Genomic DNA, 26,248 nt, shown 5'->3' with positions numbered 1-26,248 from the left:
TTTACTTTATAAAATTTCATTTAAATCATCTGCACCATCTTCAATTGCATCCTTCTTAACATTGATAGCTTTGTAATACTTATTCAATTCCATTTTAATAACTGGAGATAAAATCACTACACCTATAATATTAGGCACTACCATAGCAAAAATCATGGCATCAGAGAAATTAATTACAGCACCTAAACTTATTGATGCACCAACAACCACAAAGAATAAGAATAATATTTTATAAGCTAAATCTGAAACTTTCCCTTTTCCGAATAAAAATACCCAACCTTGCATACCATAATAAGACCAAGAAATCATCGTTGAGAATGCAAATAATATTACTGCAATAGTAAGTACTATTGAGAAATGTGGAATCACAGAATCAAAAGCAGTAGCTGTAATTTCAACACCTTCTTTAATTTCAACACCATATTCCATAAAACCACCATCAAAATTAGTGATTACAATAACCAATGCGGTCATTGTACAGATAACAACAGTATCAACGAAAGGCTCTAAAAGCGCAACAATACCCTCTGATGCTGGGTATTTGGTACGAACGGCAGAGTGTGCAATTGCCGCAGAACCAACACCTGCTTCGTTAGAAAATGCTCCTCTTCTAATACCTTGAATCATTACACCTACAAGTCCACCTGCTATTCCTAATCCAGAGAAAGCACCTTCATAAATCAATGCAAATGCATCATCAATTAGACTAAAATTAGCTCCTAGAATTATCAAAGAAGCTAACACATATATACCTGCCATAAATGGCACTACTTTTTCAGTTACTTTAGCAATACGCTTAATTCCACCAATAATTACAACTGCCACAAGAGCAGCCATAACTAAACCAAAATAAAGACCTGCATTAGAAGCCGGATCTAAATCGAATACTTTAACAAATTGTGCAGCAGCCTGATTAGCTTGGAACATGTTTCCACCGCCAAAAGAACCTCCTATTACAAATATGGCAAATAATACAGCTAGTACTTTACCAAAGCCACCCATACCTTTGGCTTTTAAACCTTTGGTTAAGTAGTACATTGGACCACCATAAACGGTACCATCATCACCAACATCTCTATATTTTACACCAAGAGTACATTCTGCAAATTTTGAAGCCATTCCTAGTAATCCTGCAATAATCATCCAAAATGTTGCACCAGGTCCACCAATTGATAAGGCTACAGCAACACCTGCTATATTCCCTAAACCTACAGTTGCAGATAAAGCTGCTGTTAAAGCCTGAAAATGCGAAACTTCTCCGTCTGCACCATCATCTCTCATGGTTTCAATTATGTTTTCACCTTCATTTGCAGTATTATCACCATATAAAGTGTCTGCTCCATGTTTTTCAATATCTTCATACTGTCCTTTAACAACTCTAATAGCCATTCTAAAACCAGTAACATTTATAAATTTAAAATAAATGGTAAAAAACAAGGCACCACATATTAATACAATTAGTACCCATGGAATTTTGTATGATTCTGAAAATGGAATTTCATAGAAAATAGCATCAACAAACCAACCTGTATAATCCTTAAAAATAGTATCAATTTTTTCGGAAGTTGTTTCTTGAGCAAAGTTTAATAGTGGTAATAAAAGTGTAAGAATTGATAGAAGATACTTCTTCATGCGTGTAGTGATTAGTTAGTTTTTTTAATTTATAAGATGACAAGATGCAAAAAAAAACTGAACCAATAAAGTCTCAACCTATAAAACAGCCGTAATTTTATACAATATTGTATTTAGAATTTAGTTTTATAATCTGTTCTGGCCGACCTAAAACGATAATTTTAGACCCTGGAATCAATTTTGTTTCTGCCTCTGGATTTATAATATAATCTCCATTATCATCTTTAAAACCTATAACAGTACAACCTGTTTTTCTTCGTAAATCTAAGTCTCTTATGGTTTTAACTTCATTAATATTATAAAGTTGTTCTACTTTAACTTCTTCAATATTGATATTACGTTCTCCAACAATTCCTAAATTATCTATGAACTCTACCAAATCTGGAATTACCACTAAAGATGCCATATGATCTCCTCCTATTCTATCTGGTAAAATAACATTATTAGCACCAGCCAATTTTAACTTATTATACGAAGTCTCCTCAGAAGCTCGACTAATTATAGTCAAGTTTGAATTAATCTGCCTAGCTGATAAAACCACAAATAAATTATCTGCGTCATTTGGTAAAGCACAAATTAGTGTACTTGCTTTAGCGATACCTGCAGAAAAAAGTATTTCATCCTCGTTAGCATTTCCTTCAATAAAGATAATATCATCGTCTTGAAATTTTTCAATAATGTCTTTATTTCGTTCAATAATCACAAAAGGTTTTCCGTAATCACTTAACTTTTTTGCCGCTTGTTTACCGTTACGTCCATAACCACAAATAATGATGTGATTAGTCATAGCATCAATTTTCTTCTGCATCTTACGTTGTTTTATATCTTCTATATTATTTCTATTTAATATAAATTCGGTGATGATTGAAAGAGCATAACCCACAATAACTACACTCGCCAATATTAAAAATATTGTAAAAACTTTAGATTGTGCGTCTAAAGGATTTACTTCTGCAAAACCGACTGTAGTTATCGTTATTACAGTCATGTATAGTGCATCTAACCACTCAAAACCGGAAATAAACCTATACCCCAAAACGCCAATACCCAGCAAAAACACTAACATCATTACAGCTGTGTAAATCTTAGATCTATAAAGTCTTAAAAGCGGATTATCCATATAATAACAATGTAATTATAAGTCGAAAACAGAAGAACGTTTTGTGTAAACTATATCTTTAATTCGCATCCAAAACGCCAAAAACAAATATAGTGCAAAACCAAAACCTACGGTTACAAAAGTAAGATACATAAATGTTGTTCTCACAATTTTAGCTCTAATACCTAAGCGGTCTGCAATACGCTGACACACATAATACCCTCTTTTTTGAAAATACAATAATAAGTTGTAGAACCATTTCATGCTGCAATTTACTTATTTTTCACAATTAAACTATTACCAATAGCACATTGAAGACACTTATTTTTATCGCAATAATCTTGTTTTAATTGTAATAAAGCCTGTGAACTAAATGCATTTTTCTCTATTACTTTTAAATTCAAAAATTTAGCAACTATACTATTATTCTCTATCTTAATTTCTTTTAAAAGCTTAAACACATTATCCTCAATAGTCTTCCCTTGAGATTTAGCGTAAGCGAATTTTAATGGAATTAGCGTATTAATGATTAGTAAATCTATAAAGGATTTGGTTAAGGTTTTTTTAAACACTTTTGAAGTTTTAGCAAACGTATAATGTGATGTCCAAAACGTTGTAACTCCCTTATTAAAAAACGAATAAAACTCATCTAACGTATTAAATTGCATCACTTTTGAAAACAAATTCTGCTCTAAACTATATAAGTTTGCAAATTGAGACAATCGAACGGTTGGAAAGTTTGGTGGTCTCAATCTAAAAAATTGTAGTGGTAATACGCCTTGATTTTCTAATTTGAATTTTTGTTTTAAAAATCCATAGCGATTTTTTAAATCTATAAAATAACGGTCTTCAATATTTTCATCTAACAACAATCCTGACTGACCAAAAAGTAAGGCTTCCAAATCTAAAACATCGTTTTGCAATTTTCTGATTATGGCAAAATCTATTGAATTTGCCAAACTAAAAAACGATTCACCGTTTACTTTAAGTCCAAAATTCTTTAATAACATCTTAAACAAAACCGCTTCCCAATCGTTATTAGAATCTTTTAGCAATTGCTCAATAATTTCAGATTTTCTTTCTAATCGTTCTATATAAAGTCTTTCTAACCAATTACTAAGTAGAAAATCATTAACCTCTGAGAAATTAGATTCACAATTGATCCAAGATTTAGAATGCATCAGTTTTTCATATTTGTAGATTAAATTTTTATCTACATAGTGTTTGAGTTCTAGAGTTGGAATTTCAGAGTTATCTTTTCTAAAGATTTCGGTATCGTGTTCCCAAACCACATGTAAAATTACATTATCGTAGGCTTTATCGACTTCATGATTATGTATATACCAATCCGAAGATTTAATATGAATCTCAACGTTACCAGCCCAAAGCTGATCTGCAATACTTAATTGTGCATTAAAGAAATCTGGACCAGCATTATAATTATGCTGTCCTAAATTAGCAATGCTAATAGTTTCGTCTTTTGTTGTTTTTAACAATAAGGAATCGAAGGCTTTATGTTTCCAGATGTAGTGAAGGAAGTCTTCTTGCATTTAGCTAAAATAAAATTTATAGGTTAAAAAACATAAGTAAATTTTAAATTACTAATAATCATAAGTTTTAAACCCCTAAAAGCGTCCCAAATTCTGGACAAATACTTGGTAAAATAATCCAAACATGGATAAAAAACATAATGATAAAAAGGAAGCCTATTATTAAAGAATGGCTAATATAAACTTCATCATCTCCTTCTGGTTTAATTTTTGGCCATAACAACCCAAAGCATCCTGTTGCAAATAACAAGAAAGGTATACCAGAAAAACAAACAAGAAAGAATAAAGAAAACTGATCTTCTATAACACTATAAAAGATATAATCAATAACTATGGATAAAATGATTAAAACCCAATAGATTTTTTTGTGTAATTTAATTTTAGAAGTTCCCATAAAGCATTAATTTTTAATACTCTAAGGTAATTTTTAGCACCCACTTCTCAAATGACCTACATCATTAATAATAAGATTACTTTTTTAGCAGCAAACTCTAATCAATATATCCCATTTTACGCATCCAATCGTCATTAAACATTTTACCAACATAACGACTGCCATGATCATGAAACAAAACCACAACCACATCATCTGGTTTAAAATGTTCTTTTAATTGCAATACACCTTTTATTGCTGATCCTGCTGAGTTCCCTAAAAACATGCCTTCTTCTTTAGCTAAACGTTGCGTATAAACACAAGCATCTTTATCTGTAACTTTAGTAAAACCATCAATAATACTAAAATCTACATTTTTTGGTAAAATATCTTCACCGATGCCTTCTGTTACATAAGGGTAGATTTCTTTTTCATCAAAGATACCTGTTTCGTGATATTTTTTAAATACAGAACCATACGTATCAACTCCCCAAACTTTAATATTTGGATTTTGTTCTTTTAGGTATTTTCCAACACCAGAGATAGTTCCACCTGTACCAACACCAACTACAAAGTGTGTGATTTTACCATCGGTTTGTTTCCAGATTTCTGGACCTGTACTTTCGTAATGTGCTTTAGTATTACTTGGATTATCGTATTGATTCACGTACCAAGAATTAGGTGTTTCTTCACCTAAACGTTTTGAGACGGAATAATAACTCCTTGGATCGTCTGGCTCTACTGCTGTTGGGCAAACAATAACTTCTGCACCTACAGCACGCATAATATCCACTTTTTCTTTAGACTGCTTATCTGCCATTACAAAAATACATTTGTAACCTTTTACAATTGCTGCCAAAGCCAATCCCATACCTGTATTTCCTGAAGTACCTTCAATTATGGTTCCTCCTGGTTTTAAACGACCATCTGCTTCAGCATCTTCAATCATCTGTAAAGCCATTCTGTCTTTTACAGAGTTTCCTGGATTAAAAGTTTCGTATTTTGCAAGTACTAGACATGGTAAGTCTTCCACTAGTTTGTTCATTTTTACTAATGGTGTATTCCCTATTGTGCCTAATATATTTTCTACGTATTCCATAATTGTTTTTTCAAGGATGCAAAAATAAGTGAAAAGTTAGAAGTATAAAGTTAAAAAGGTTATAATAATGGTCTATTGCCTCTGGCCAAAAGCATTAATAGTTGAAAGCATCTATTGGCTTAGGCTCAAGCACTAAGAAGTCATTATTAATCAAATCTAATCGCTTTAACTGGCGAAATCTTAGAAATAATTACAGAAGGAATTAATAGCATTAATAAACATGCTATAAATGTACCAAGGTTAAGAATTACAATATATTCCCAACTGATATAAACAGGAGCCGTACTTACATAATATGTATCTGGATTTAATGGAAATAGCTCAAAATATTTCTGTGCAAACAATAAACCTAAACCTATAATATTTCCCCAAAGTAATCCCAACCCAACTAAATAAGAAGCATTGTAAAGAAATACTTTTCTGATGGTCCAGTTAGAGCTACCTAATGCTTTTAAGATACCAATCATACTAGTACGTTCTAAGATTAAAACCAATAATGCGGTAATCATATTAATACCTGCAACAATTATCATTATGGCAATAATACCGTAAGTATTGTTATCAAAAATTTTAATCCACTCAAAGATGGTGTAGTATTTTTGTGTAATTGAAGTCGCATTCATTAAAGATGGAATCGATTTATAAACCTCAACAGTCTTTTCTTCAATTTGAGAAAAATCATCAATAAAGACCTCAAAACTGCCTATTTGGTTAGATTCCCACTTATTAAGTCGTTGCAAATGCCTTAAATCGGCTATTAAAAATTTTTCATCGAGTTCTTGAAAACCAGAATTGTAAATACCTACAATTTCAAAATTCATGATTCTTGGTAGTCTATCTAATTGTTCTGTAAATAGGGTTTGAAACTTATCGCCTACTTTAAAGCCTAGTCTTTTGGATAGATATTCAGAAATCAAAACTTCCTCGTTTTGCGCTTTTGCATAATCTGGAAGTCTTCCTTTTATTAAAAACCCTTTAAAATAATCCCAATTATAATCAGCTCCAACACCTTTTACAACCACGCCTTCAAAATCCGTTTCGGTTCTAATCACCGCAAATTTTGTAGCTACAGCTTGAATGTGTTCTACACCTTCTACATCCTTAAAATTAGGATAAAAATCTTGGTTTATTGAAATTGGAACTTGAGATTCATCTGACGCATTTGTATCGTAATTAGTGATTTCAATATGACCGTTGAATGCCACAACTTTATCTCTAATTTTCTGCTGCAATCCTAAACCTGTTGCGATTGCAATAAGCATTACAATAATGCCAATAGCAATTGCTGCGATACCAATTTTAATTATTGGTGCCGAAACACTACTTTTATACGTTTTATTGCCAATTATACGTTTAGCTATAAATAACTCGAAATTCAAACCTAATATATGCTTTTAAAGGTTTTCAAAAATACAGTTTTATTCTCGATAATTATTGGGATATCCTTGCTTACATTTTCTTGTGGAAATCAAATGAAATCAAAAGCAGACAATTCTCAACTTGTAGAAGACAAAAATAGTAATGATTTACATACAATTTCTGAAAACCAACACATTGACTCATTAAGTCTCAGTACAGAAATTGAAAAAGAAAAATTAATTTTAGTTGGCGCTAATAAAACAGAGTCATATTTACCACTACTAAAAGGAAAACGTGTTGGTGTTGTTGCTAACCAAACGTCTGTGATTTTTAAAAAAGCATATTATAATGAATTAAATCGTTTTCATTTCACTGAAGATAAAAGTACGTATCCAAACAAACCTTATTCACATCTTGTAGATTCTCTTTTAATTAGAAATGTAGATATTACAAAAGTATTTGCCCCAGAACATGGATTTAGAGGTACTGCAGATGCTGGTGAATTAGTAAAAGATGGCAAAGACACCAAAACAGGTTTAGCTATCTACTCACTACATGGAAAACATAAAAAACCTACCAAAGCACAGCTTGAAGATGTAGATATTGTGGTTTTTGATATACAAGATGTTGGTGTGCGCTTTTACACCTACATTTCCACCTTACATTATGTTATGGAGGCTTGCGCTGAACAAAATATTCCGCTTTTAATTTTAGATCGGCCAAATCCAAATGGTAATTATGTTGATGGTCCTGTTTTAGAAAAAAAACACAGTAGTTTTTTAGGTATGCATCCTATTCCTTTGGTTCATGGGATGACTATTGGCGAATATGCACAAATGATAAATGGTGAAGCATGGCTAAATAATGGAATCACTTGCAATATTACTGTTATTGAAATACAAAATTACAATCACAATAGCACTTACAACTTAGCCATTAGACCTTCTCCTAATTTACCAAACGACCAATCTATTGTATTATATCCTAGTTTGGGTTTGTTTGAAGGCACTAATATTAATGCTGGTAGAGGTACTGAATTTCAGTTTCAACGTTATGGCGCACCGTTTTTAGATAAGAATTATTACGCTTTTAATTATACACCTGTTGCCAATTTTGGATCTAAATACCCAAAACATGAAAATGAAATTTGCTATGGAGAAGATTTATCAAAGGTTAGCGCTGAGCGTCATTTTACCTTGAAATATATTATGGATGCCTATAACCATGCAACTGATAAGACTAAAGTGTTTAACACATCTAATTTCACTACGCATGCAGGCACCGCAACATTGCAAAAACAGATTGAAGCTGGTTTAAGCGAAGCGGAAATTAAAGCAAGTTGGAAAACCGATTTAGAGGCTTTTAAAGATAAACGAAAGCAGTATTTGATTTACAACTAAGCGTACGCTATTTATCTTTTAGGACTACAGGATTTAATTGCTCAATAGTAACCAAAGCTTTCGTTCTATATGACTCTGGATGTTGCTTTGGAATCTCCTTTAAAATTCTTACAACAAATACTATTTTCATTGGTGCTTGCCTAGCAACAAACACATGCTTTCCTTTAGATAGTTTATTTAATGGTAATTTATAAGCAGTAGAATCAATTTCAACATCTAGTTCGCGTGTGTAATTTTGATTGATTGTATAAAGCGAATGAATTATTTTATCACTTTTAAGAATTAAAGTATCACTCGTTTTATTTAATTGATGGATTAATCCTTGAGCCTGAATATTTCGGTTTTTCTCTAACTTAGCATATTGCTCTTGTGCATGAAGTGTAAAACCCAATAAAATGGATAGGATAATGATAATGCAGAAGCGGATTAAATTTTTCAAAACAAGACAATTTTAAGTTACACATAGCAAGTGTATACCCAACAATAATTAATTAATCCGTTTAAACATAAGTGGTTTTAAGATGATACAACCTATAATTTACATTATCTACCACAAATATTCGACGAACTGCATTATTTTAAAAAAATGTAAGAAAATTATAGCTTTAATAGCTCAATCAATCGATTGGGATAATCTGTAATAATACCATCAACGTTCCATGATATCATTTCTTTCATATCTTCTTCGTTATTAATTGTCCATGGAATAATTTTAAAACCTTTTGCCTGATAGGCTTTAACAGATGTTGATGTTAGTAATTTAAAATATGGACTTATGATCTCCGGTTGGTAAGACAAAGCTTTCAGTTTCTCCTCAATAGTTTCATTATCTTCTACAAGTAAAGCGACTTGCATTGTTGGAGATTGCTTTTTTATTTGTTCAAGAATTTGCAAATCAAAAGATTGTAGATTTACACGATGAAGCATTTCTTGTTTTTTTATTTCATCTAAAACTAAGGTGACGTAATCTTTAGGATAAGGTGTAAAAATGCCATAATAATTGGGTTCAGATTTAATTTCAATATTAAACTTAACATCTGATTTTTTTGTTTTCACCAAATCAAATACTTCAGATAATAATGGCTTGTATGTTTTTAATTTTTCTTGATTTGGATAAATAGGATGAAGTTTTGAACCACAATCAAATTGCTTTATCTCTTCATAATTCATTTGGTACAAATTAAGGTTTGTCTCAAGTGAATCTGGAATAACGTCACCATTAATATCTAAACAAATTAAAGGATTCATAAAAGGCTCATGAGATACAACTACCTTATTATCTTTTGAGATCACAATATCTAGCTCTAAAGTATGCACACCTAATTCTATTGCCTTTTCAAAAGCTGGCAATGAATTTTCTGGTAACAATCCTCTACAACCTCTATGTCCTTGTATATCTATTTGTTTTGAATTGGTATTACAGCTCATACATAATAGAATTAAAAATGCGATTGTACTAATTTTCAATTTCTGCTGAAAGTGTTGATTTTTCATAATTCAGAAAAGGTTGTTTAAGTAAATGTTTAATATTACTGTTCTTAGCTTCATCGGGAAAAACATCAACTCCATAAATCAACTTCTCACGATCCATATACCTGTAAGTTCCCAAAATACGATCCCAAATACTAAAAATATTTCCATAGTTAGAATCTGTATATGGTAACCTATAATGATGATGCGTTTTGTGCATGTCTGGCGATACAATAAAATAGCTTAAGGCTTTATCTAAGCCTTTTGGTAATTTAATATTTGCATGAGTAAACTGCGTAAATATTAAAGACATGGCTTGGTACATCATCACTAAAGCTATTGGTGTACCAACTACAAAAACACCTAGTAACGTAAACCCAAACCTAATAAAACTTTCTATTGGATGATGTCTATTTGCAGTAGTCGTATCTACTTTATGATCTGTATGATGCACTAAATGCACCATCCAAAGTGGCTTTACTTTGTGCTCCACATAATGTGCTAAATAGGCTCCAAAAAAATCTAAAAATAATAAACCTAGAAATACATATAACCATAATGGCATTTGCGGTAACCAGTTTATAATTCCAAAATCATTGGCTTTTACCCAATCTGCAGAATTTAAAAGTACAAATGCTAAAGCAAAATTTATAACAATCGTAGTTAATGTAAAGAACAGATTAGGAATAGCGTGTTGCCATTTTTTATATTTAAACTTAAATAATGGTAAACCTCCTTCTAATAACCAAAAAAATGTAAGTCCACCAACTAAAATAAGACTTCTGTGTAATGAAGGAATAGTTTCAAAGTAATTAATAATGTTTTCCATATTTAATGTTCGTATGTTACTTCTCCGAGTAATTGGTTATGGTTATCACCATTATCTATATAGCTTTTAATAACCAAAGAAGTCTCACTAAGCTCTAATATTTCTCTTTTAAGATTAGGGTTTTCAAAATCAAAAACACTGAGATTTGTGCCGTCGATTACGATTTCACTTGTAAGCACATTGCTGTTATAGAAATTACCATTAATTGTATATGTGCCTGTAAATTTATAGGTATCAGGCTCTGGATTATTACAATCTATTGCTCCTGAACTAAAACTTTCATAAGTTCCGTCTGAATTTAACAACAAACTATTTTGTTCTTGACACAAACCTACTTCATACCATTGACCATATAATAAATTTAAATCGAGACTTGTAGAACTATCATCATCTGAACAGCTAAATATAAAAACGACTAATAATAGTCCTATTACTTTTTTCATAAACTAAAACTATTTCTAAGAATTAAGATTAATAATTAACTCCGCTTTCTTCAAATTTACTGAAGAAATCTTAGACTTCCATTGTTCAGCATTAGTTTTGTCATTTAAAATCTCATAAGCTGTATAATATAAAAAAGCAACGAAAGCTTGGTTATTAGTCTCTACATCTTCAGTATTTATTCGTTTTAATTGTCTCAATACTTTTTTGGGACGTTTGGTAATTAAATCTTCCTGAATTTTTAAAAGCTTTACGCGTTGCTGTAATAAAAGTTGATCTTCATTTTTTTCTGTTTCAACAAAACCAGCAGCTTCACTTAAATAGATATTTGCTAAATCAATAACTTCTTGCCTAACACTTTCTTTCATATACATGGAATAATCTATATATTTTGAAGCTAAATAATAAGCCGAATAAAAGTCTTGCTTTTGCTTATAACTCATTAATTCTACTGCAATAAATTCGGTATTTAATGCGTACTCCTGAATCATTGTTGTAATATTCTCATAATCAAGTGAGCTATAAGATGTATTTAATATATTACCATTTATATCTAGTATTTTAATAGAATCATCATTAAACTTATCTATATATTTTTGTGAACGCTTACCCTTAATTTTTAAATATAAATCCGCATATTCATCTTCACTTACAATTACAGGCACAAAATTTTTCCAAATTATAGGACTGACCAATTCATCTTCGAATAAGTTATTTATAAAAATTGTTTTGCCATTTTCGCTATTTATAAATACAGGGTAAGGGTATTTTGTTGTTTCTTCCCACACCATTAAAACCATTTTATTTTGCACCGAAGCTAAACTTTGCGCGATTTCCAAGTTCGTCATCCATGCTTGAGCATGTGATAAACTGATCGTAAAAAAAAACAATAGCGATATAATAATTCGTTTTTCCATGGTATTTTTTAATCGTGTTAACATCAAAAATTATTCCGAAAACATTAAACCTGTTACAATTGGATTCTCTTCTTCATTTCTTCTACAATATTGTAAGCTGCAGGACAAATAGCAACATTCTTTAAGGTTAAATTAGATATTTGTTGAAATTTTTTTCGATCTGTATGCGGAAATTCTCTACACGCTTTTGGGCGCACATCATAAATAGAACAATAATTATCTGCTCCTAAAAAAGTACAAGGTACAGCTTGCAGTACATAATCATTTTCTTCATCCAAATGCAAATAGGCGTCAATAAATTGCTGTTCTTTCATTTTAAAAGATTTAGCAATACGCTGAATATCTTTATCTGTAAATAAAGGACCTGTGGTTTTACAACAGTTGGCACATTTTAAACAATCGGTACGCTCAAATTCATCTTCGTGCAACTCTTGCATTAAATAGTCTAACTGCTTTGGTGGTTTCTTTTTTAGCTTTGTAAAAAAGGTTTTGTTCTCCTTATGTTTATCTTTGGCGAGCTTTGGAAGGTTATTGATCTGGTCTTGCATAAAACAAATTTAACTAAAGTTCTCAATACAATTTCAATTAAAACAAAAATCACTCAAACAGACAAAAACTATGACTAAAGATATTTTTGGAAAGGCCTTATTAGATTACCAAAATGGAAATTATTCTGAAGACCTCATAACCTCTACTAATATTTCGGATGAAGATGCCTTACCTCTTCCCTACCTATTTAGAGGTTATTCTGAAATGCCAAAACTAGAACAGAAAGCACTACAATTATCTAAAGGTCATATTTTAGATGTTGGTTGTGGCTCTGGAAGTCATTCACTTTGGTTACAAGAAAAGGGTTTAAAAATAAAAGCTATTGATAACTCTAAAGGCGCTATTGAAGTGGCTAAAAAGCGTGGAATTCTAAATGCCGAATTAAAACCACTTTTGGAAGAAACCGAAACGTTTGACACTATTTTATTATTGATGAATGGTACTGGGATTTTTCAAGAATTATCTCAAGTTTCAATGTATTTGAAGCATTTGAAATCGCTATTACAACCAGAAGGACAAATTCTTGTAGACTCTTCAGACATTTCATATATGTACGAAGATGAAGATGGTGGTATGTGGTTAGACCTCAACCAAGGTTATCCTGGCGAATTAGACTATTATTTGTCTTACAAAGGCGAAAAAGAAGCCGCTATGAAATGGCTTTATCTCGATTTTGAAACTTTAAAAACAGCTTGTTTAACGGTTGGATTAAAATGTGAAAACGTTATGGACGGTGAGCATTTTGATTATTTAGCGAAGCTAAGCTTAATCTAAATCATTTAACGGTTTTTGAATTAATATGGGCAACATAAGGTTTTCTGAGCTCTTATATTTAACCTTTATTTTTTCCAGATAAGTCAGAAACTCTTCACTTTTAATATACTTTTTTATAGCATCATCTATCTTATCACCATGACTTTTGCGAATAATTAAATGATTCGATTTAAAATCCGTATCATCAAAAACAACTAAATAAAAACCTAGATCACTCTTGTAATCTTCCTTTTTAAAATTAGCATCTAAATATTTAGTGATACCTCTTGCAAATCGTCTTCCAGAGCTAATACTATTTTTAATAACATTATCAAAAACAATAGTCTCCTCATTTTCAGATATAGCTTCTTTAATTAAACGTAATTCTTCTACATAAAATTTATAGCGATCTAATTTTTTCTTACTTTTTTCAAGCCTCAATGTTGGGTTACAAATAGATATGTTGACTACACCATCCTCTTTATTGACATAAAAAATATAACTACTATTTAAGACTAAGTAAGGAATTGGGCACATTCCATCTGGTCTATCTACATTGATTAAGCTAAAATCTATGTCAGCCTTAAAATTTTCTTCTATAGAAAAACTAATTTGTTTTACTCTTTTAGAATCAGGGTAATATTCTTTTATATCTGTTACTTTACCAGTAAAAATATAATCATAGTCATCGTATATTTGAGAGGGACTTCCCATAATACAAGTGCAAGCTATTGATTTAAAACAAACGAATAGAAATGAAATTAGTAAGTATTTTTTCATATCAAAAACTGCTCAAATATTATTCCAAAACCTAATGAATTATAAAAAACAATTACTGAATTTCACCTCCAACAACGGTCTCTAACACTTTAATATTCGGTATTTCCTTAGCATCAACCGTCATAATATCTTCATCTAAGATGATGAAATCTGCAAACTTACCAACTTCTATACTTCCTTTTTCGTTTTCTTCAAAATTAGAGTACGCTGCCCAAATAGTCATTCCTTTTAGAGCTTCTTCTCTACTCAATGCATTTTCCATTTGAAAACCACCTTCAGGATATTGGTCTAAATCTTGTCTAGCCACAGCAGCATAAAACGTTAAAAAAGGACTAACGCGTTCTACAGGGAAATCTGTACCTAAAGCTACTTTTCCATAAGCTTCTAATAATTGTTTGTAAGCATAAGCGCCTTTTACACGTTCCGCTCCAACTCTATCCTCAGCCCAATACATATCACTTGTTGCATGTGTTGGTTGAATAGATGGCATTATATTTTTATACAAATCAAAATCTTCAGGAGAGACAATTTGCGCATGTTCTACACGCCAACGTCTGTCGTTTTTACCTTTTAAAACTTTATTATACGTTTCTAAAACGGCTCTGTTTGCAGAATCTCCTATAGCATGCGTGTTCATTTGAAATTCTGAGTTAGCAATACGTTCTGCAGATGTCTTTAACGTTTCTAAATCAGTAACCAGTAATCCTAAATGACCAGGTTTATCAGAATATGGTTCTTTAAGCATAGCTCCTCTAGAACCAAGTGCTCCGTCTGCATAAAACTTAAATGAACGCACATTGAGTCGGTCTGTTTTAGTGATACCTTTATTTAAAAAGTAATCTAAATTCTCTTCAGAATAGGATACCATTGCGTATATACGCATTTTTAGCTTTCCAGATTCTTGAAGGTTATTTATAATCTCAAGAGCATCTTTGCTTAAACCTGCGTCATCAACGGTTGTCAAGCCTAAATCGAAACAAATTTTTTGTGCATTTAATAACGCCTTTGCTTGTTCTATTTTTGTTGGTTGTGGCCAATGATTCATTACCAATTGTTCTGCATTATCAATTAAAACTCCGGTTAGTTTTCCATTTTCAACTATGACTTCACCACCATCAATTTTAGAATTTTTGGTAACTTTCCCTAAATCTAAAGCCGCTTGATTTGCTAATATAGCGTGGCCATCTATACGCAATAAAGCAACAGGTGTATTAGGAAATAATTTATCTAATAAGTTTTTATTTGGAAATTGTTTGTCTTCCCAGTCATTTTGGTCCCAACCGCGTCCGTATATAAATTTTTTATGTTTTGTATTCTGAAAATCTAAAACACGTTTCATCATCTCCTCAAAACTCTTAGTGCCAACTAAATCTACCGTTTCTTGCATAAGTCCCATACCTAAAAAATGACAATGTGCATCAATAAATCCAGGCAACAGTGTTTTTCCTTCAGCATTGAGCGTATCAATAGCCTTGTATTTCTCCTTAATTTCAGATGTTGATCCTACAGCTATTATTTTACCATCTTTTACAGCAAATGCTTCCGCTTTATTGAAGTCGTTATCAACAGTGTATATATTAGCATTTGTAACAACTAAATCTGCTTGTAATTTATCTTTTTGGCAGGAAAAAATGGTTAACAGTATTAAAATTGAAGTTAGTCTGTAAGTTTTAAATTTCATGATAGTTAGTTTATAAGCTTTGTAAAAATAAGAAAAGTGCTCCAAATGGAACACTTTTGCATATAAGTATAAATTAATCAGATTACTACTCTAAGTGCGTAATGATCATTCTATTTAAAAATCAAACTGATACGTTGCACCTGCTAAAAACTGAATACCTTGAACTGGGAAATTTAACCAGCGTTGATAATCTTGATTAAAAATATTATTAGCCTTTGCAAAAACAGATAATTGGTCGTTTATTTTATAACCAACGTGGGCATTAAGGTCAAAATAGCTATCTAAACTTACTCTTGTTAATTCGACATTATCAAACACCATTTCAACAATTCTTTCGTCTTTACGTTCACCAACAAAATAAGCACTTGCACCAGCAAACCATTGTTCTGAAATCTGATAATCTAAAAACAATGAGGCTTCTAAATCCGGTAAATTCCATGCTTGAGCTTCATCATCTGTACCATAAGCGAAATACTCTCCTTTAATTCCTAAAGTGAAATTTCTATTAAAGTCTACATTTAATTCACCTGCAATAGAAAATGTAGTTACATCATCGTAAACAACATTAAACGAGTTTCCAAATTGATAGTCTTCTGTTGCTGTAGCTATTGCTTCATTAGACTTGTATAATGCTTTTGCTTTTTCAGAAGCATAATTCCCTGTAATATTATAACTTATATTACTAGTTAGTTTCCCTTTTACACCTACAAAAGTTTTATACTGTTGGTCTGTTGGGCTTACATAAAGTGTTGGTGATACAAATGGATTCACATTAGCAAAATCGTAATACGAATTCTGAATCACTTTACCTGTAAGGCCTGCGTAAGCAATTAAAAGCTCGTCTACTAAACGGTATGACGCCTTAATATTAGGATGTACATAGAATTTACTTTTGCTTAACTCTGTATCATTAAGGTAAGTTAATCTTACACCTAAATTAATGGTTAAATCATCTCGATTAAGTTGATAAGAAGGAGCCAAACCAAACATAATATTACCGTAATCTATTGATGTTTTTGGTAGGGTTTCTAAATAAGTAGAATCGAAACTTCCTCCTAAATAATCAATAAATACTTCTGCATCAATATCTGCATCTTGTATAGAAACTTCAAAATTACTATTAGCCATAAAACGGTTTTCACCAGAATCTTGATTATCACCAAAACGTCTAAACCTAAGGCTAGCATCTTTTACAATAGCATCATCGAAATTAATTTTTCCTCCAACATTAAAACTATTAAAGGTATGTTTAGAATCAATTACATCGATTTGTGTATCAGTATAAACACCTTCTGGTAAACCATACCAATTATAGGCTTGCAAATCGAAACCTCCATCAACTTTCCATGTATAATCGCGTTGACTCTTACTGTAATGTGCATTCAATTTGGTTTTAGAGAAATAATCATCTAATGACAAATTATCAATACCACCTCGAGATGAATGATGGCTAAAGTAACCACCAACATTTTCACTTTTACTTAGTTCGTAATTTAAATAAACTTCGCCTAAAAGCGTAGCATAATTACCAACACCAAGCGATGCATAATTATCGTATAATTTCACAGCTTTAGCTTTATCTACGGTTGCTGCCTTTCCTTTTGCAGGTGTAAACGTGGATGCTACAGGTATTGAAAAAATATTATACTTAATTTCCTTTTTCTTAACTGCGCTAGAATCATTCAATTTAGGATTATCCTTAACTTTAAAAGCATCAGAAATTGTTGGTGTGTATGGCTTTATAACGTTAACCGTTTGATCTGCTATGGTATCTTTTTCTTGAGCTACAACAAAAGACATACTGCTTGATATGGTTATAATAAAAATTAAAAATTTGATTTTCATTTTAAATGTTTTGTTTATACTTCAACTTGGCTTCGGCAGGCTAAGCCTAACCGTTTGATTAATGCTACCTTTAGTTGTCGTCAGTTTCGATTGATGAATTTGTTTTTGCTTCTTCAGCTTTTATTTTATTCAATTCTGCTTTCGCTTCCGTTACAACCTCTGTAAAGTCTGGGAAATTGCTAATTACACTTTCTAATATGTAGGTGGCTTGAAATGCATCTCCTAAAGCATAAAAGTTCTTAGCCATTACTACCAAACCTTTAGCACTATATAACTTATAACTACCAAAATCCTTTGCTAATTTTTGAATAGTGATATTTGATGCTTCGTAATCGCCTGCTTTATTTTTAAAATAACCATTATAGAACAACGCTTCTGCAGCCACACTTCCTGTTGCTAATTTTTCTACCTCAGCATATGCTATTTTTGCCTTAGCTTCGTCTCCTATTTTAATAGCTGAACGTGCAATAGTTAATTTAGCATCACTCTTAACTTTGTTATCTAATTTAGAATTGCTTAATACTTTTTCAGCATAACTTTCTGCTTTAGGATAGTCTTCAGTTTGATAATACGCATTCATTAAATTAGATTGTGCGTAAATCACATTCTGCGGATAATCAGCTTCGAGCTCTAATCGCTTTAAAACAGGCACTGCTTTTTCCCAATTAGCTTTACCTAAATAAATTTCACAAAGCTTAACCATAGCTTGTTCTGTATATTCTGATTTTGAAGCTTCAACAATAGCCTTATAATGTGGTTGTGCATTATCAAACAATTCTTTTTTGTAATACAATTGCGCTAAATAAAAATGCGCTTTTTCATTGTGAAGTCCTTTTGGAAACTCACTCAAATACTTATTAAACTGACGTATAGCTTTATCAGTTTCATTATCTAAATAAGGTTTTTCTGCTGCTAAATAGGTGGCATTATCTAAATCTACATCTGTAACCTCAACGTAATCTAAAGTTCTTACCCAAGTTGCGTATTCATCTACTTTACCTAAATCTATATAAATTAATCTTACGGTTGAAACCGCCTGAACCGCTTCTCCTGAACCAGGAAAATCAGTAGCTACTTTTTTAAATTTAGTTAATGCACGTGTGTTATCATTCCCATTATAATAAACCAAACCTTGCCTTAATAAGGCCTTAGAAGTAAAAGCACTTGTTTTGTATTCAGAATTTAAGCGATCGTACATTTGCATTGCCTTATCAGATTCGTTTGCTTTTACATAAGAATTTGCCAACTCATACATAGCATCATCTCGTAATGCTGATTTAGGATATTGATTTATAAAAGCTTTTAATTCTGAGATCTTATCAGCACCTTTTCCTAAATACCCTTGACTCATCGCTATTTGAAATGCGGCATAATCGGATTCAATCTCATTAATCTGAATGGCTTTTTTGTAGGCATCAATCGCATTTTGATATTTACTAGAAACAAAATAGCCATCTGCCAATCTTAAATAAGCATCGTTTTGGCGTAGTTTATCATTCGACTTATTTTTTATAAATTTCTCAAAATAGTTAGAAGCATTTGTGTAATCCTTCAGCTTAAAATAAGTGTATGCTAAATTATAATTTAGATTTTCGTTTTCTGATAAACTAGAAGATTCACTATAACCATCAAACTGCTTAAAGCCAATTAAAGCATCATTATAATTAGTTAAATTATATTCTGTTTCTGCTTTCCAGAAGGTTGCTTTGGCAACAAAAACTGCATCTATTGGTTCTTTTAAAGAGCCTTTAAATAAATCTAAAGCCTCATTATATTTATTTTCATTAAATAATTCTACAGCTCTAAAAAAAGCAACTTTTTGATAAGCGGCTTTGTTTTCAAAACTATTTTTTCCTTTTAAAAGTTCTAAAGCTTCTTTATAATTTTTTGAAGTAATGTAAGAATCTATTAAAAGTGTTTCAACCTCTTCTTTATAGCCAGAATTAGGATAAGCTTTTAAATAACTCGTTAAAACCTGAGGAACGGATTGGTACGGATTTCCAATTTCGTAACTAATCTTAGCATAATTTAACCATGCATCTTCCTGAATTTTTAAATCAAAATCCATTTGTGATGCATTTCTAAAGGCATTTAAAGCTTCTTGCTTTTTATCTAAATTGATGTAACTTTCTCCTAAATGATAATAGGCATTTTGTGCTACTGAATTTTGTCCACCAATTATTTTATTGAATTCTGAAATCGCACTTTCAAAATCATTTTGCTTGTAATATGCATAACCCAATTGGTAATAATCAGTATTACTCCATTTTCGTTTTTTACCTTTATACGCTTTTAAATATGGAATGGCTTCCTTATATTTTTCTAAATTGAAATAACTTTCACCAATAATTTTTGATAATTCTGATTTTTCTGCAGCACTACTTCTTGGTAATTGTGCTTCTGCAAGCTCTATGGCTTTATCAAATTTCCCCAACTTAAAGTTTAAGTCCGCTTGGTAGTAAGATAACTTTTCTTTGTATTTTTCGTTATCACTAACTTGATCAAAATACTCATTCGCCGTATCGTAATCATCACCTTGATACGCTAAAAAACCAATATAGTATTTGGCTTGAGAACCATATTCTTTAGAATTTACAACTCTATTTAAATACTTCGTCGCTTTCTTTTCGTCTTTAGTTGAATATAAAGCATAGCCATAATTAAAATTGAAACGCTCTTTTTCTGAACGTGCTATACTACCTTCATCTAACTTCTCATACCATTTACGAGCATAAGCATATTTTCCGTTATCAAAATAATAATCAGCTACATCTAAAAAAGCTGTATTTCTCTTAGTACTTGTTGGATAATCTTCAACAAATTCTGTGATTAAATCGTCTGCATTATTCTGGTTTAAACGCACAGCACAATTAGCGATGTAATAGGCACAATCGGATTGGATAGTAATGTCGTCTGTACTGTCTTTAACATTATCAAACAAAGACTGAGCTGCATGATATTGTTTATTATTGTATAAGGTTAATGCTTTTTGATAATCTTGTAAATCACTAGTGTAAACAGCCGATTTTTGAGCCATTGCAAGCGAAGAAACTACAAGAAAAACGATGATTAACTGTTTTTTGAGTAACATCATTAGTTTTACGTTTTTTTGATGATTTTATTTAATGTCAAATATAATTCAATCCCAAATCTATAACGATAGAATTTGTTTATAATTATAAACGGAGTTATTAAAAATAGTTGGTATAATTAAGTAAGAGGTGTTTAATCCTTAAAACAACCATCCGAATAAGCGTTTGAAAAAACTTTTCTTTTCTGATTTTTCGAATTCAATTCTAAATACACCAAAATTTTCAGCAGATTTTATGGCTAAAGTATTGTGTAACGGTTTCTCAAAGTTATTCAAAGTCATAGGAAAACTAACATTTAAAGTTTTTGTGATTTCTCCAGATTTTAAAACCTGATGACTGTTTTCTATATCATAGATTTTATATGTCATACCTTCTTCAATATTAAAATCACTAAAATTGACTTCAACATCATTTCCATTTTTTTCTATAAGCGCAACATTAAAGTGACTTGGATTTGTATGTAATGGACTCACTTTTAACACAGAATTAATTTCAAATTCTTTTAAAACTCTAGCCGAACTATGGACATCAATTTTAAAAGTATTCTGCCAGTCTGCTAGTGTATAATCTTTGTATTTTAAAATCCTAAACGGTACTCCTCTTTTAGTATAGTAGCTATTATAATCCATTTGAATTAATTGCGACTCTAAACCTAGTAACGTTGATGCATCAAAATGCACATAACCAGCATAAACCGTATTATTTTTAAAAAAAACTGATTTAGCATGCAAAATACTAAACCCATTATTTTGACCAATAATTACATTATCCGTAACTGTAATATCTTCAACAAGTGCTTGTTTTATAAAACCCAAAAGCAAAGACGAAGCATCTCCTAATTTATTGTTTTTAATAAAATCTACGTTGTGATATAACACATTGTTTTCTACTTTAATATGCTTGGCAATGTTTACACTTTCTCGGTCATTACTTGCTATAATTACATTGCCTTGGTGCCTTCCTGAGGGAATTCCATTATTAAATATAATATTACCACTTAAGTTTATATTCTTAACAAACTCCTTATTCTGACCTGAACTTGCAGACCAAATTTCTACACCTTTATAATAATTATTAAAGATGATGTTGTTTCTAATAATCCTAGTATTATCACTATGATTTTGAACATACATACCTTCACCATAACCTCTTTCTTTACCAATAATTCCATTATTATAAATAATACAATCCTCTATGACAGAACCACCTGTTGATTTCCATGAACCAAACCCTAGTCCAGGAATATTATAAATCTTTAAATTTTGAAATTTACATTCGCCAGAAATATGATTAATTCCGTTAGCTCCTCTAATATTTTTATCTGAATACAACCTCGGAAAATCTCCTAAATAGGTCACTTCAAAATTTCTAAATATTACTTTACCACCTTTAACCTCCAATACATATTTGCCTTCGGTAGATACATTTCCATCTAGTATTACAGTATCATCTTTAAATGCTGAAACTGTAATAAATTTTGAGTTTGAAGACCGAATTAAGCTAATGTATCTTCCCTTATAAACACCATCATGAATCCAAATTGTATCTCCTCCATTTACGTATTCTGGAGATTGCGATAATGCTGTTTGTAAATCCCAAGGCTTTTCAATACTGCCATTTCCACTTGGTGTTCCGGCTATTGTTTTACCATCTACAGGAAAAACATGGAATTCATTTTGCGCAAACGCCATTACGGAACTCAGTAGTATTATGATGCTTATAATATATTTCATGAATTAAAATTTTAATATGTTTTATTATCAGTCATTTCCTGAAACAACTAATGAGTAAACAAAACTAACATAATCGCATAATTTCAATTACTATGCCAATATAATTTTTAGAGATATATCTCCTAATTTAACAATAAAAACAAGCACTAAAAATGCACTATTATCCAAAAAGAAGGTTTTATGAAAATACCGAAGTTTCGTAATTAAGTTATACTTTTACATTAAACAAATTACCGTGAAAATTTTCTAAAGTTCACTACCCAATAACAAAACTTAAATTTTGAACAGAATTAACCAAAAATTAGCAGAAGACAAAAAACTTTTATCCATCTACTTTACAGCAGGATATCCAAACGTTGATGATACCGTTAGTATCATTGAAAATCTGGAAAAAAGTGGTGTAGATATGATAGAAATTGGATTGCCATTTAGTGATCCATTAGCAGATGGACCAACCATACAAGCAAGTTCTACGCAAGCATTAAAAAATGGTATGACTAGCGAATTATTATTTGAGCAACTCAAAGACATTCGTAAATCCGTTAACATTCCTTTAATTATAATGGGTTATTTTAACCCAATGTTTCAATATGGTGTTGAAGCCTTTTGTAAAAAATGTGAAGAAGTTGGAATTGATGGACTTATTATTCCTGATTTGCCTGTAGACGTGTACCACTCCGATTATAAATCAACTTTTGAAAAATACGGTTTAATAAATGTCCTTTTAATTACTCCTCAAACTTCAGACGAACGCATTCGTTATATTGATTCTGTTTCTAACGGCTTTATTTATATGGTCAGTTCTGCAAGTGTAACGGGTGGCAATTCTGGTTTTGGAAATGAACAAACTAATTATTTTAAGCGTATTGCAGATATGAAGTTAAAAAATCCTCAAATAGTAGGTTTTGGAATTTCTAACAATGAAACTTTTACACAAGCAACACAGTACGCAAAAGGAGCTATTATTGGAAGTGCGTTTATTAAACACATTACTAATAATGGCACCAACTCTATCGATAGCTTTATAACCTCAATCAGATAATATGAAAATCTTAAACGATTGGCGTGTTATACTGCTATTATGCCTAACATTAGGTTTAGCACCTTTTTTTCCAGAACCTCATATCATTGGAAAAATAAGATGGATAGCAGGTGGAGCAAACGGAATGACATTAAAGGATTGGTTCGATGTCGTATTTCATGGTTTTCCATTTCTATTATTAATAAGATTAATTTTTATAAAAATTACGCATAAAAATGCCACTTAATATTGTACTTATAGAACCAGAAATACCAAATAATACTGGTAACATTGGTCGTTTAGCATTAGCAACAGGTTCTAAATTACATTTGGTAAAACCATTTGGTTTTGAAATTGATGATAAGCGTCTTAAACGTGCTGGTTTAGATTATTGGCAACATTTAGAAGTCATCTACTATGATAATATAGACGAATTCTTCTTAAAAAATAAAAATGCTAAAATGGTTTTCTTATCTAGCCATGGCACAAAAACGCATTGGAATATTGATTTTACAGACAATATGTTTTTAGTTTTTGGCAAAGAATCTGTTGGCTTACCAAAACCTATAATAGAACATCATAAAAAACAATTATTTAAAATTCCGCTTTATAGCGAATCCATACGAAGTCTAAATTTAGCAAATGCTGTTGGCATTGTAGTTTATGAAGGATTGCGACAAATAAAATAATTATTATGGTAATTAAACCTTTTTCGCTTATATTGGTCTTAAATTTAAACAAACCCTAAATCATAATACAATGATTACTAAAACATTAAAAACCGGAATTTTTATAATTACAGTTGCTTCATTTTCTTTTTCTAACGCTCAAGAAACAGTCGATTTAAAAAAAGATAACTCATCAAAAATGTTCAATCATATAGATGCAAATTCCGATGATGTGATTACTCTAGAAGAATATAAAACCGCTAGATTAAAAGATGCATCTAAAGAAGAACTTGTTAAAAAACGATATTTAAGTATAGACACAGATAAAAACGGTACTTTAAATAGAGAAGAGTTTAGTGTTTTTTACAATAGCAAACAGAAACCAAAGAGAGTAAAAAATCAAATTAAGGTTCAAGAAAAAAAGAGCGCTGAATTAGATAAAAAAGAATAACATTATTTTTTAATATCAAGATTTAAAATATCCTCTAGAAGTTACTTTAGAGGATATTTTTTTTACCCCTAGATAACATTTAAATGATTTTCCTTTTGTAACTTTTCATTAATCTAATACAGTATTATGAAGCACTCTAAATCCTATAATTTTTTTTCAGAATTTGCTCAGATTGCGCTAGGTATTATTTTAGCGAGTATAGGTTTAAAAGCTTTTTTATTACCCAATGGTTTTATGGATGGTGGCGTTACAGGAATAGCATTATTAGTAAATAGACTGATTGGTGTAGATATTTCATTACTATTAGTCATTTTCAGTTTACCATTTTTAATCCTTGGATATTATACGGTTTCTAAGCGTATTGTTATAAAGTCTATTCTAAGTATTCTCGCTTTTGCATCATTGATTCATTTTGGAAATTATGATACCATTACAGACGACAAACTATTAATCTCCATTTTTGGAGGCTTATGTTTGGGTGGAGGTATTGGCATTGCCATTAGGAATGGATCTGTTTTAGATGGCTCAGAAATTTTAGGGATCTATCTCAATGATAAATTTGGATTAAGCATAGGTAGAGTAATTCTTATATTTAATATTATATTATTTAGTATCACGGCAATGGTTGTTTCTTTAGAAATAGCGCTTTACTCCATCCTCACTTACATCGTCACAGCAAAAGTTACAGACATGACTATTGAAGGTTTTGAAGATTTTATTGGTGTTACAATCGTTTCTAATGATTATGCTAAAATTAAGCATGCTATAATGATTGAATTAGGAGTTGGCTTAACAACCTATAAAGGTTCTAAAGGCTTTGGTAGTAATGGACCACAACAAGATTTTGATATTATTCACACCATAATTAATCGTATTGACATAAAGAAAATGCATCGTATTATTGAAAATATAGACGAAAATGCATTTATAGTAGAATTTGATGTAAATAATGTAAAAGGTGGCGTTTTACGTCATTATCTTGATAAGAAAAAGGGTAAAACGTTACCTAAAATTTAAGTCTCTTAATTAATTCTATGACTTTAAATAAGAATTTAAAACCACTTATTTCTTATTCTTTTTTAAATAGTCTAAATACATATCTTCAACCTTAGTTCTTGCCCAAGGTGTGCGTCTTAAAAACTTTAAACTCGATTTTACTGAAGGGTTATCCGTAAAACAACGAATACTAATTTGATAGCCCATATACTCCCAGCCGTAATGTGCTTGCAGTTCTGTTATAATCTGTTCTAATTTTACTCCGTGAAGTGGATTGTTGGGTTGGGTTGACATTTAGTTTTCAATTAAAGCCTTAATCTTAACCGCTTTTTCAAAATGATCTAATTGGTGAGTTTTAATCCACCAGATAGCAGCTTCCATTAATAATTCTGGATTGTCATTTTTATTTTTAAAAAACGCATAAAATGAAATGCCAACATTAGTGCCTTTTTGAGCAATCTTCTTATCGCAAACTTCTATGATTTTATCTTTTAAAGCTGAAGTCATTAC

Annotated in this window: 27 protein-coding genes; 7 read left to right on the top strand and 20 right to left on the bottom strand. The window is 31.0% G+C overall.

The window, feature by feature from the left end:
- Positions 1 to 6 precede the first annotated feature (6 nt).
- The 7 genes from ACJJVO_RS17945 to ACJJVO_RS17915 form a co-directional block, all read right to left on the bottom strand.
- Entirely contained in the window at positions 7 to 1,632 is a 1,626-nt protein-coding gene (locus ACJJVO_RS17945; RefSeq protein WP_405576636.1) for an alanine/glycine:cation symporter family protein, read from the bottom strand.
- 97 nt (positions 1,633 to 1,729) lie between these two features.
- On the bottom strand, positions 1,730 to 2,752 hold the full coding sequence (locus ACJJVO_RS17940; RefSeq protein ID WP_405576634.1) for a potassium channel family protein: 1,023 nt from the start codon (positions 2,750 to 2,752) through the stop codon (positions 1,730 to 1,732).
- 15 nt (positions 2,753 to 2,767) lie between these two features.
- Positions 2,768 to 2,995 carry a PspC domain-containing protein gene (locus ACJJVO_RS17935; protein ID WP_115816371.1) on the bottom strand — a complete coding sequence of 76 codons (228 nt, stop codon included), beginning with the start codon at positions 2,993 to 2,995 and terminating at the stop codon, positions 2,768 to 2,770.
- An 8-nt stretch (positions 2,996 to 3,003) separates the two neighbouring features.
- Positions 3,004 to 4,281 (bottom strand): DUF2851 family protein, encoded by a 1,278-nt coding sequence (locus ACJJVO_RS17930; RefSeq protein WP_405576632.1) that lies wholly within the window; start codon positions 4,279 to 4,281, stop codon positions 3,004 to 3,006.
- Positions 4,282 to 4,348: 67 nt separating this feature from the next.
- Positions 4,349 to 4,675, bottom strand: a complete 327-nt coding sequence (locus ACJJVO_RS17925; protein ID WP_405576630.1) for a hypothetical protein — start codon at positions 4,673 to 4,675, stop codon at positions 4,349 to 4,351.
- A 97-nt stretch (positions 4,676 to 4,772) separates the two neighbouring features.
- A complete protein-coding gene (locus ACJJVO_RS17920; protein ID WP_405576628.1) occupies positions 4,773 to 5,753 on the bottom strand; it encodes a PLP-dependent cysteine synthase family protein in 981 nt (326 codons plus the stop codon).
- Positions 5,754 to 5,899: 146 nt separating this feature from the next.
- The gene (locus ACJJVO_RS17915; RefSeq protein ID WP_405576626.1) at positions 5,900 to 7,132 is read right to left on the bottom strand and encodes an ABC transporter permease; all 1,233 of its coding nucleotides are present in this window, start codon (positions 7,130 to 7,132) and stop codon (positions 5,900 to 5,902) included.
- Positions 7,133 to 7,141: 9 nt separating this feature from the next.
- Between ACJJVO_RS17915 and ACJJVO_RS17910 the strand changes: the two genes are divergently transcribed.
- On the top strand, positions 7,142 to 8,512 hold the full coding sequence (locus ACJJVO_RS17910) for an exo-beta-N-acetylmuramidase NamZ domain-containing protein (protein WP_405576624.1): 1,371 nt from the start codon (positions 7,142 to 7,144) through the stop codon (positions 8,510 to 8,512).
- Positions 8,513 to 8,519: 7 nt separating this feature from the next.
- Here the strand turns inward: ACJJVO_RS17910 and ACJJVO_RS17905 are convergent, their stop codons facing one another.
- The 6 genes from ACJJVO_RS17905 to ACJJVO_RS17880 form a co-directional block, all read right to left on the bottom strand.
- On the bottom strand, positions 8,520 to 8,951 hold the full coding sequence (locus ACJJVO_RS17905) for a hypothetical protein (RefSeq protein ID WP_405576622.1): 432 nt from the start codon (positions 8,949 to 8,951) through the stop codon (positions 8,520 to 8,522).
- Between the two features lie 158 nt (positions 8,952 to 9,109).
- Positions 9,110 to 10,006, bottom strand: coding sequence for a glycerophosphodiester phosphodiesterase (locus ACJJVO_RS17900; protein WP_405576620.1), 897 nt, complete (start codon positions 10,004 to 10,006; stop codon positions 9,110 to 9,112).
- Entirely contained in the window at positions 9,969 to 10,811 is an 843-nt protein-coding gene (locus ACJJVO_RS17895; RefSeq protein ID WP_405576618.1) for a sterol desaturase family protein, read from the bottom strand. The genes ACJJVO_RS17900 and ACJJVO_RS17895 overlap by 38 nt, the downstream gene beginning before the upstream one ends.
- Before the next feature lie 2 nt (positions 10,812 to 10,813).
- On the bottom strand, positions 10,814 to 11,254 hold the full coding sequence (locus ACJJVO_RS17890) for a hypothetical protein (RefSeq protein ID WP_405576616.1): 441 nt from the start codon (positions 11,252 to 11,254) through the stop codon (positions 10,814 to 10,816).
- A gap of 15 nt (positions 11,255 to 11,269) precedes the next feature.
- Complete coding sequence (locus ACJJVO_RS17885; protein ID WP_405576614.1) at positions 11,270 to 12,169, bottom strand: hypothetical protein; 900 nt, start codon at positions 12,167 to 12,169, stop codon at positions 11,270 to 11,272.
- A gap of 53 nt (positions 12,170 to 12,222) precedes the next feature.
- Complete coding sequence (locus ACJJVO_RS17880; RefSeq protein WP_405576612.1) at positions 12,223 to 12,717, bottom strand: YkgJ family cysteine cluster protein; 495 nt, start codon at positions 12,715 to 12,717, stop codon at positions 12,223 to 12,225.
- Between the two features lie 70 nt (positions 12,718 to 12,787).
- On the opposite strand from ACJJVO_RS17880, the gene ACJJVO_RS17875 reads away from it, so the two are divergent.
- The gene (locus tag ACJJVO_RS17875) at positions 12,788 to 13,492 is read left to right on the top strand and encodes a class I SAM-dependent methyltransferase (protein WP_405576610.1); all 705 of its coding nucleotides are present in this window, start codon (positions 12,788 to 12,790) and stop codon (positions 13,490 to 13,492) included.
- Here the strand turns inward: ACJJVO_RS17875 and ACJJVO_RS17870 are convergent.
- The 5 genes from ACJJVO_RS17870 to ACJJVO_RS17850 form a co-directional block, all read right to left on the bottom strand.
- Positions 13,484 to 14,251, bottom strand: a complete 768-nt coding sequence (locus ACJJVO_RS17870) for a hypothetical protein (RefSeq protein WP_405576608.1) — start codon at positions 14,249 to 14,251, stop codon at positions 13,484 to 13,486. The two genes, ACJJVO_RS17875 and ACJJVO_RS17870, sit on opposite strands and share 9 nt — an antisense overlap.
- A gap of 52 nt (positions 14,252 to 14,303) precedes the next feature.
- Positions 14,304 to 15,932, bottom strand: a complete 1,629-nt coding sequence (locus ACJJVO_RS17865; RefSeq protein ID WP_405576606.1) for an amidohydrolase — start codon at positions 15,930 to 15,932, stop codon at positions 14,304 to 14,306.
- Positions 15,933 to 16,046: 114 nt separating this feature from the next.
- Positions 16,047 to 17,777 (bottom strand): TonB-dependent receptor, encoded by a 1,731-nt coding sequence (locus ACJJVO_RS17860; protein ID WP_405576605.1) that lies wholly within the window; start codon positions 17,775 to 17,777, stop codon positions 16,047 to 16,049.
- Positions 17,778 to 17,847: 70 nt separating this feature from the next.
- The gene (locus ACJJVO_RS17855) at positions 17,848 to 20,871 is read right to left on the bottom strand and encodes a tetratricopeptide repeat protein (protein WP_405576603.1); all 3,024 of its coding nucleotides are present in this window, start codon (positions 20,869 to 20,871) and stop codon (positions 17,848 to 17,850) included.
- Positions 20,872 to 21,009: 138 nt separating this feature from the next.
- Entirely contained in the window at positions 21,010 to 22,602 is a 1,593-nt protein-coding gene (locus tag ACJJVO_RS17850; RefSeq protein ID WP_405576601.1) for a hypothetical protein, read from the bottom strand.
- Positions 22,603 to 22,882: 280 nt separating this feature from the next.
- On the opposite strand from ACJJVO_RS17850, the gene trpA reads away from it, so the two are divergent.
- From trpA to ACJJVO_RS17825, 5 genes are all read left to right on the top strand, one after another.
- Positions 22,883 to 23,644, top strand: coding sequence for a tryptophan synthase subunit alpha (gene trpA, locus ACJJVO_RS17845; RefSeq protein WP_405576599.1), 762 nt, complete (start codon positions 22,883 to 22,885; stop codon positions 23,642 to 23,644).
- A 1-nt stretch (position 23,645) separates the two neighbouring features.
- On the top strand, positions 23,646 to 23,870 hold the full coding sequence (locus tag ACJJVO_RS17840; RefSeq protein WP_405576597.1) for a hypothetical protein: 225 nt from the start codon (positions 23,646 to 23,648) through the stop codon (positions 23,868 to 23,870).
- Positions 23,860 to 24,312, top strand: coding sequence for a tRNA (cytidine(34)-2'-O)-methyltransferase (locus ACJJVO_RS17835; RefSeq protein ID WP_405576595.1), 453 nt, complete (start codon positions 23,860 to 23,862; stop codon positions 24,310 to 24,312). The genes ACJJVO_RS17840 and ACJJVO_RS17835 overlap by 11 nt, the downstream gene beginning before the upstream one ends.
- A 70-nt stretch (positions 24,313 to 24,382) precedes the next feature.
- Positions 24,383 to 24,742: an EF-hand domain-containing protein gene (locus ACJJVO_RS17830; protein WP_405576593.1), complete on the top strand. Its 360-nt coding sequence runs from the start codon at positions 24,383 to 24,385 to the stop codon at positions 24,740 to 24,742.
- Positions 24,743 to 24,868: 126 nt separating this feature from the next.
- The gene (locus ACJJVO_RS17825; protein ID WP_405576591.1) at positions 24,869 to 25,759 is read left to right on the top strand and encodes a YitT family protein; all 891 of its coding nucleotides are present in this window, start codon (positions 24,869 to 24,871) and stop codon (positions 25,757 to 25,759) included.
- Between the two features lie 45 nt (positions 25,760 to 25,804).
- Here ACJJVO_RS17825 and ACJJVO_RS17820 read toward each other — a convergent pair whose 3' ends face one another.
- Positions 25,805 to 26,032: a VF530 family DNA-binding protein gene (locus ACJJVO_RS17820; RefSeq protein WP_405576589.1), complete on the bottom strand. Its 228-nt coding sequence runs from the start codon at positions 26,030 to 26,032 to the stop codon at positions 25,805 to 25,807.
- A complete protein-coding gene (locus ACJJVO_RS17815; RefSeq protein WP_405576587.1) occupies positions 26,033 to 26,245 on the bottom strand; it encodes a DUF6500 family protein in 213 nt (70 codons plus the stop codon).
- Positions 26,246 to 26,248: the final 3 nt, after the last annotated feature.

It is taken from the genome of Winogradskyella sp. Asnod2-B02-A, assembly GCF_045063645.1.
Taxonomy (GTDB): Bacteria; Bacteroidota; Bacteroidia; order Flavobacteriales; family Flavobacteriaceae; genus Winogradskyella.
This window is presented reverse-complemented; position numbering and strand designations above follow the sequence as displayed.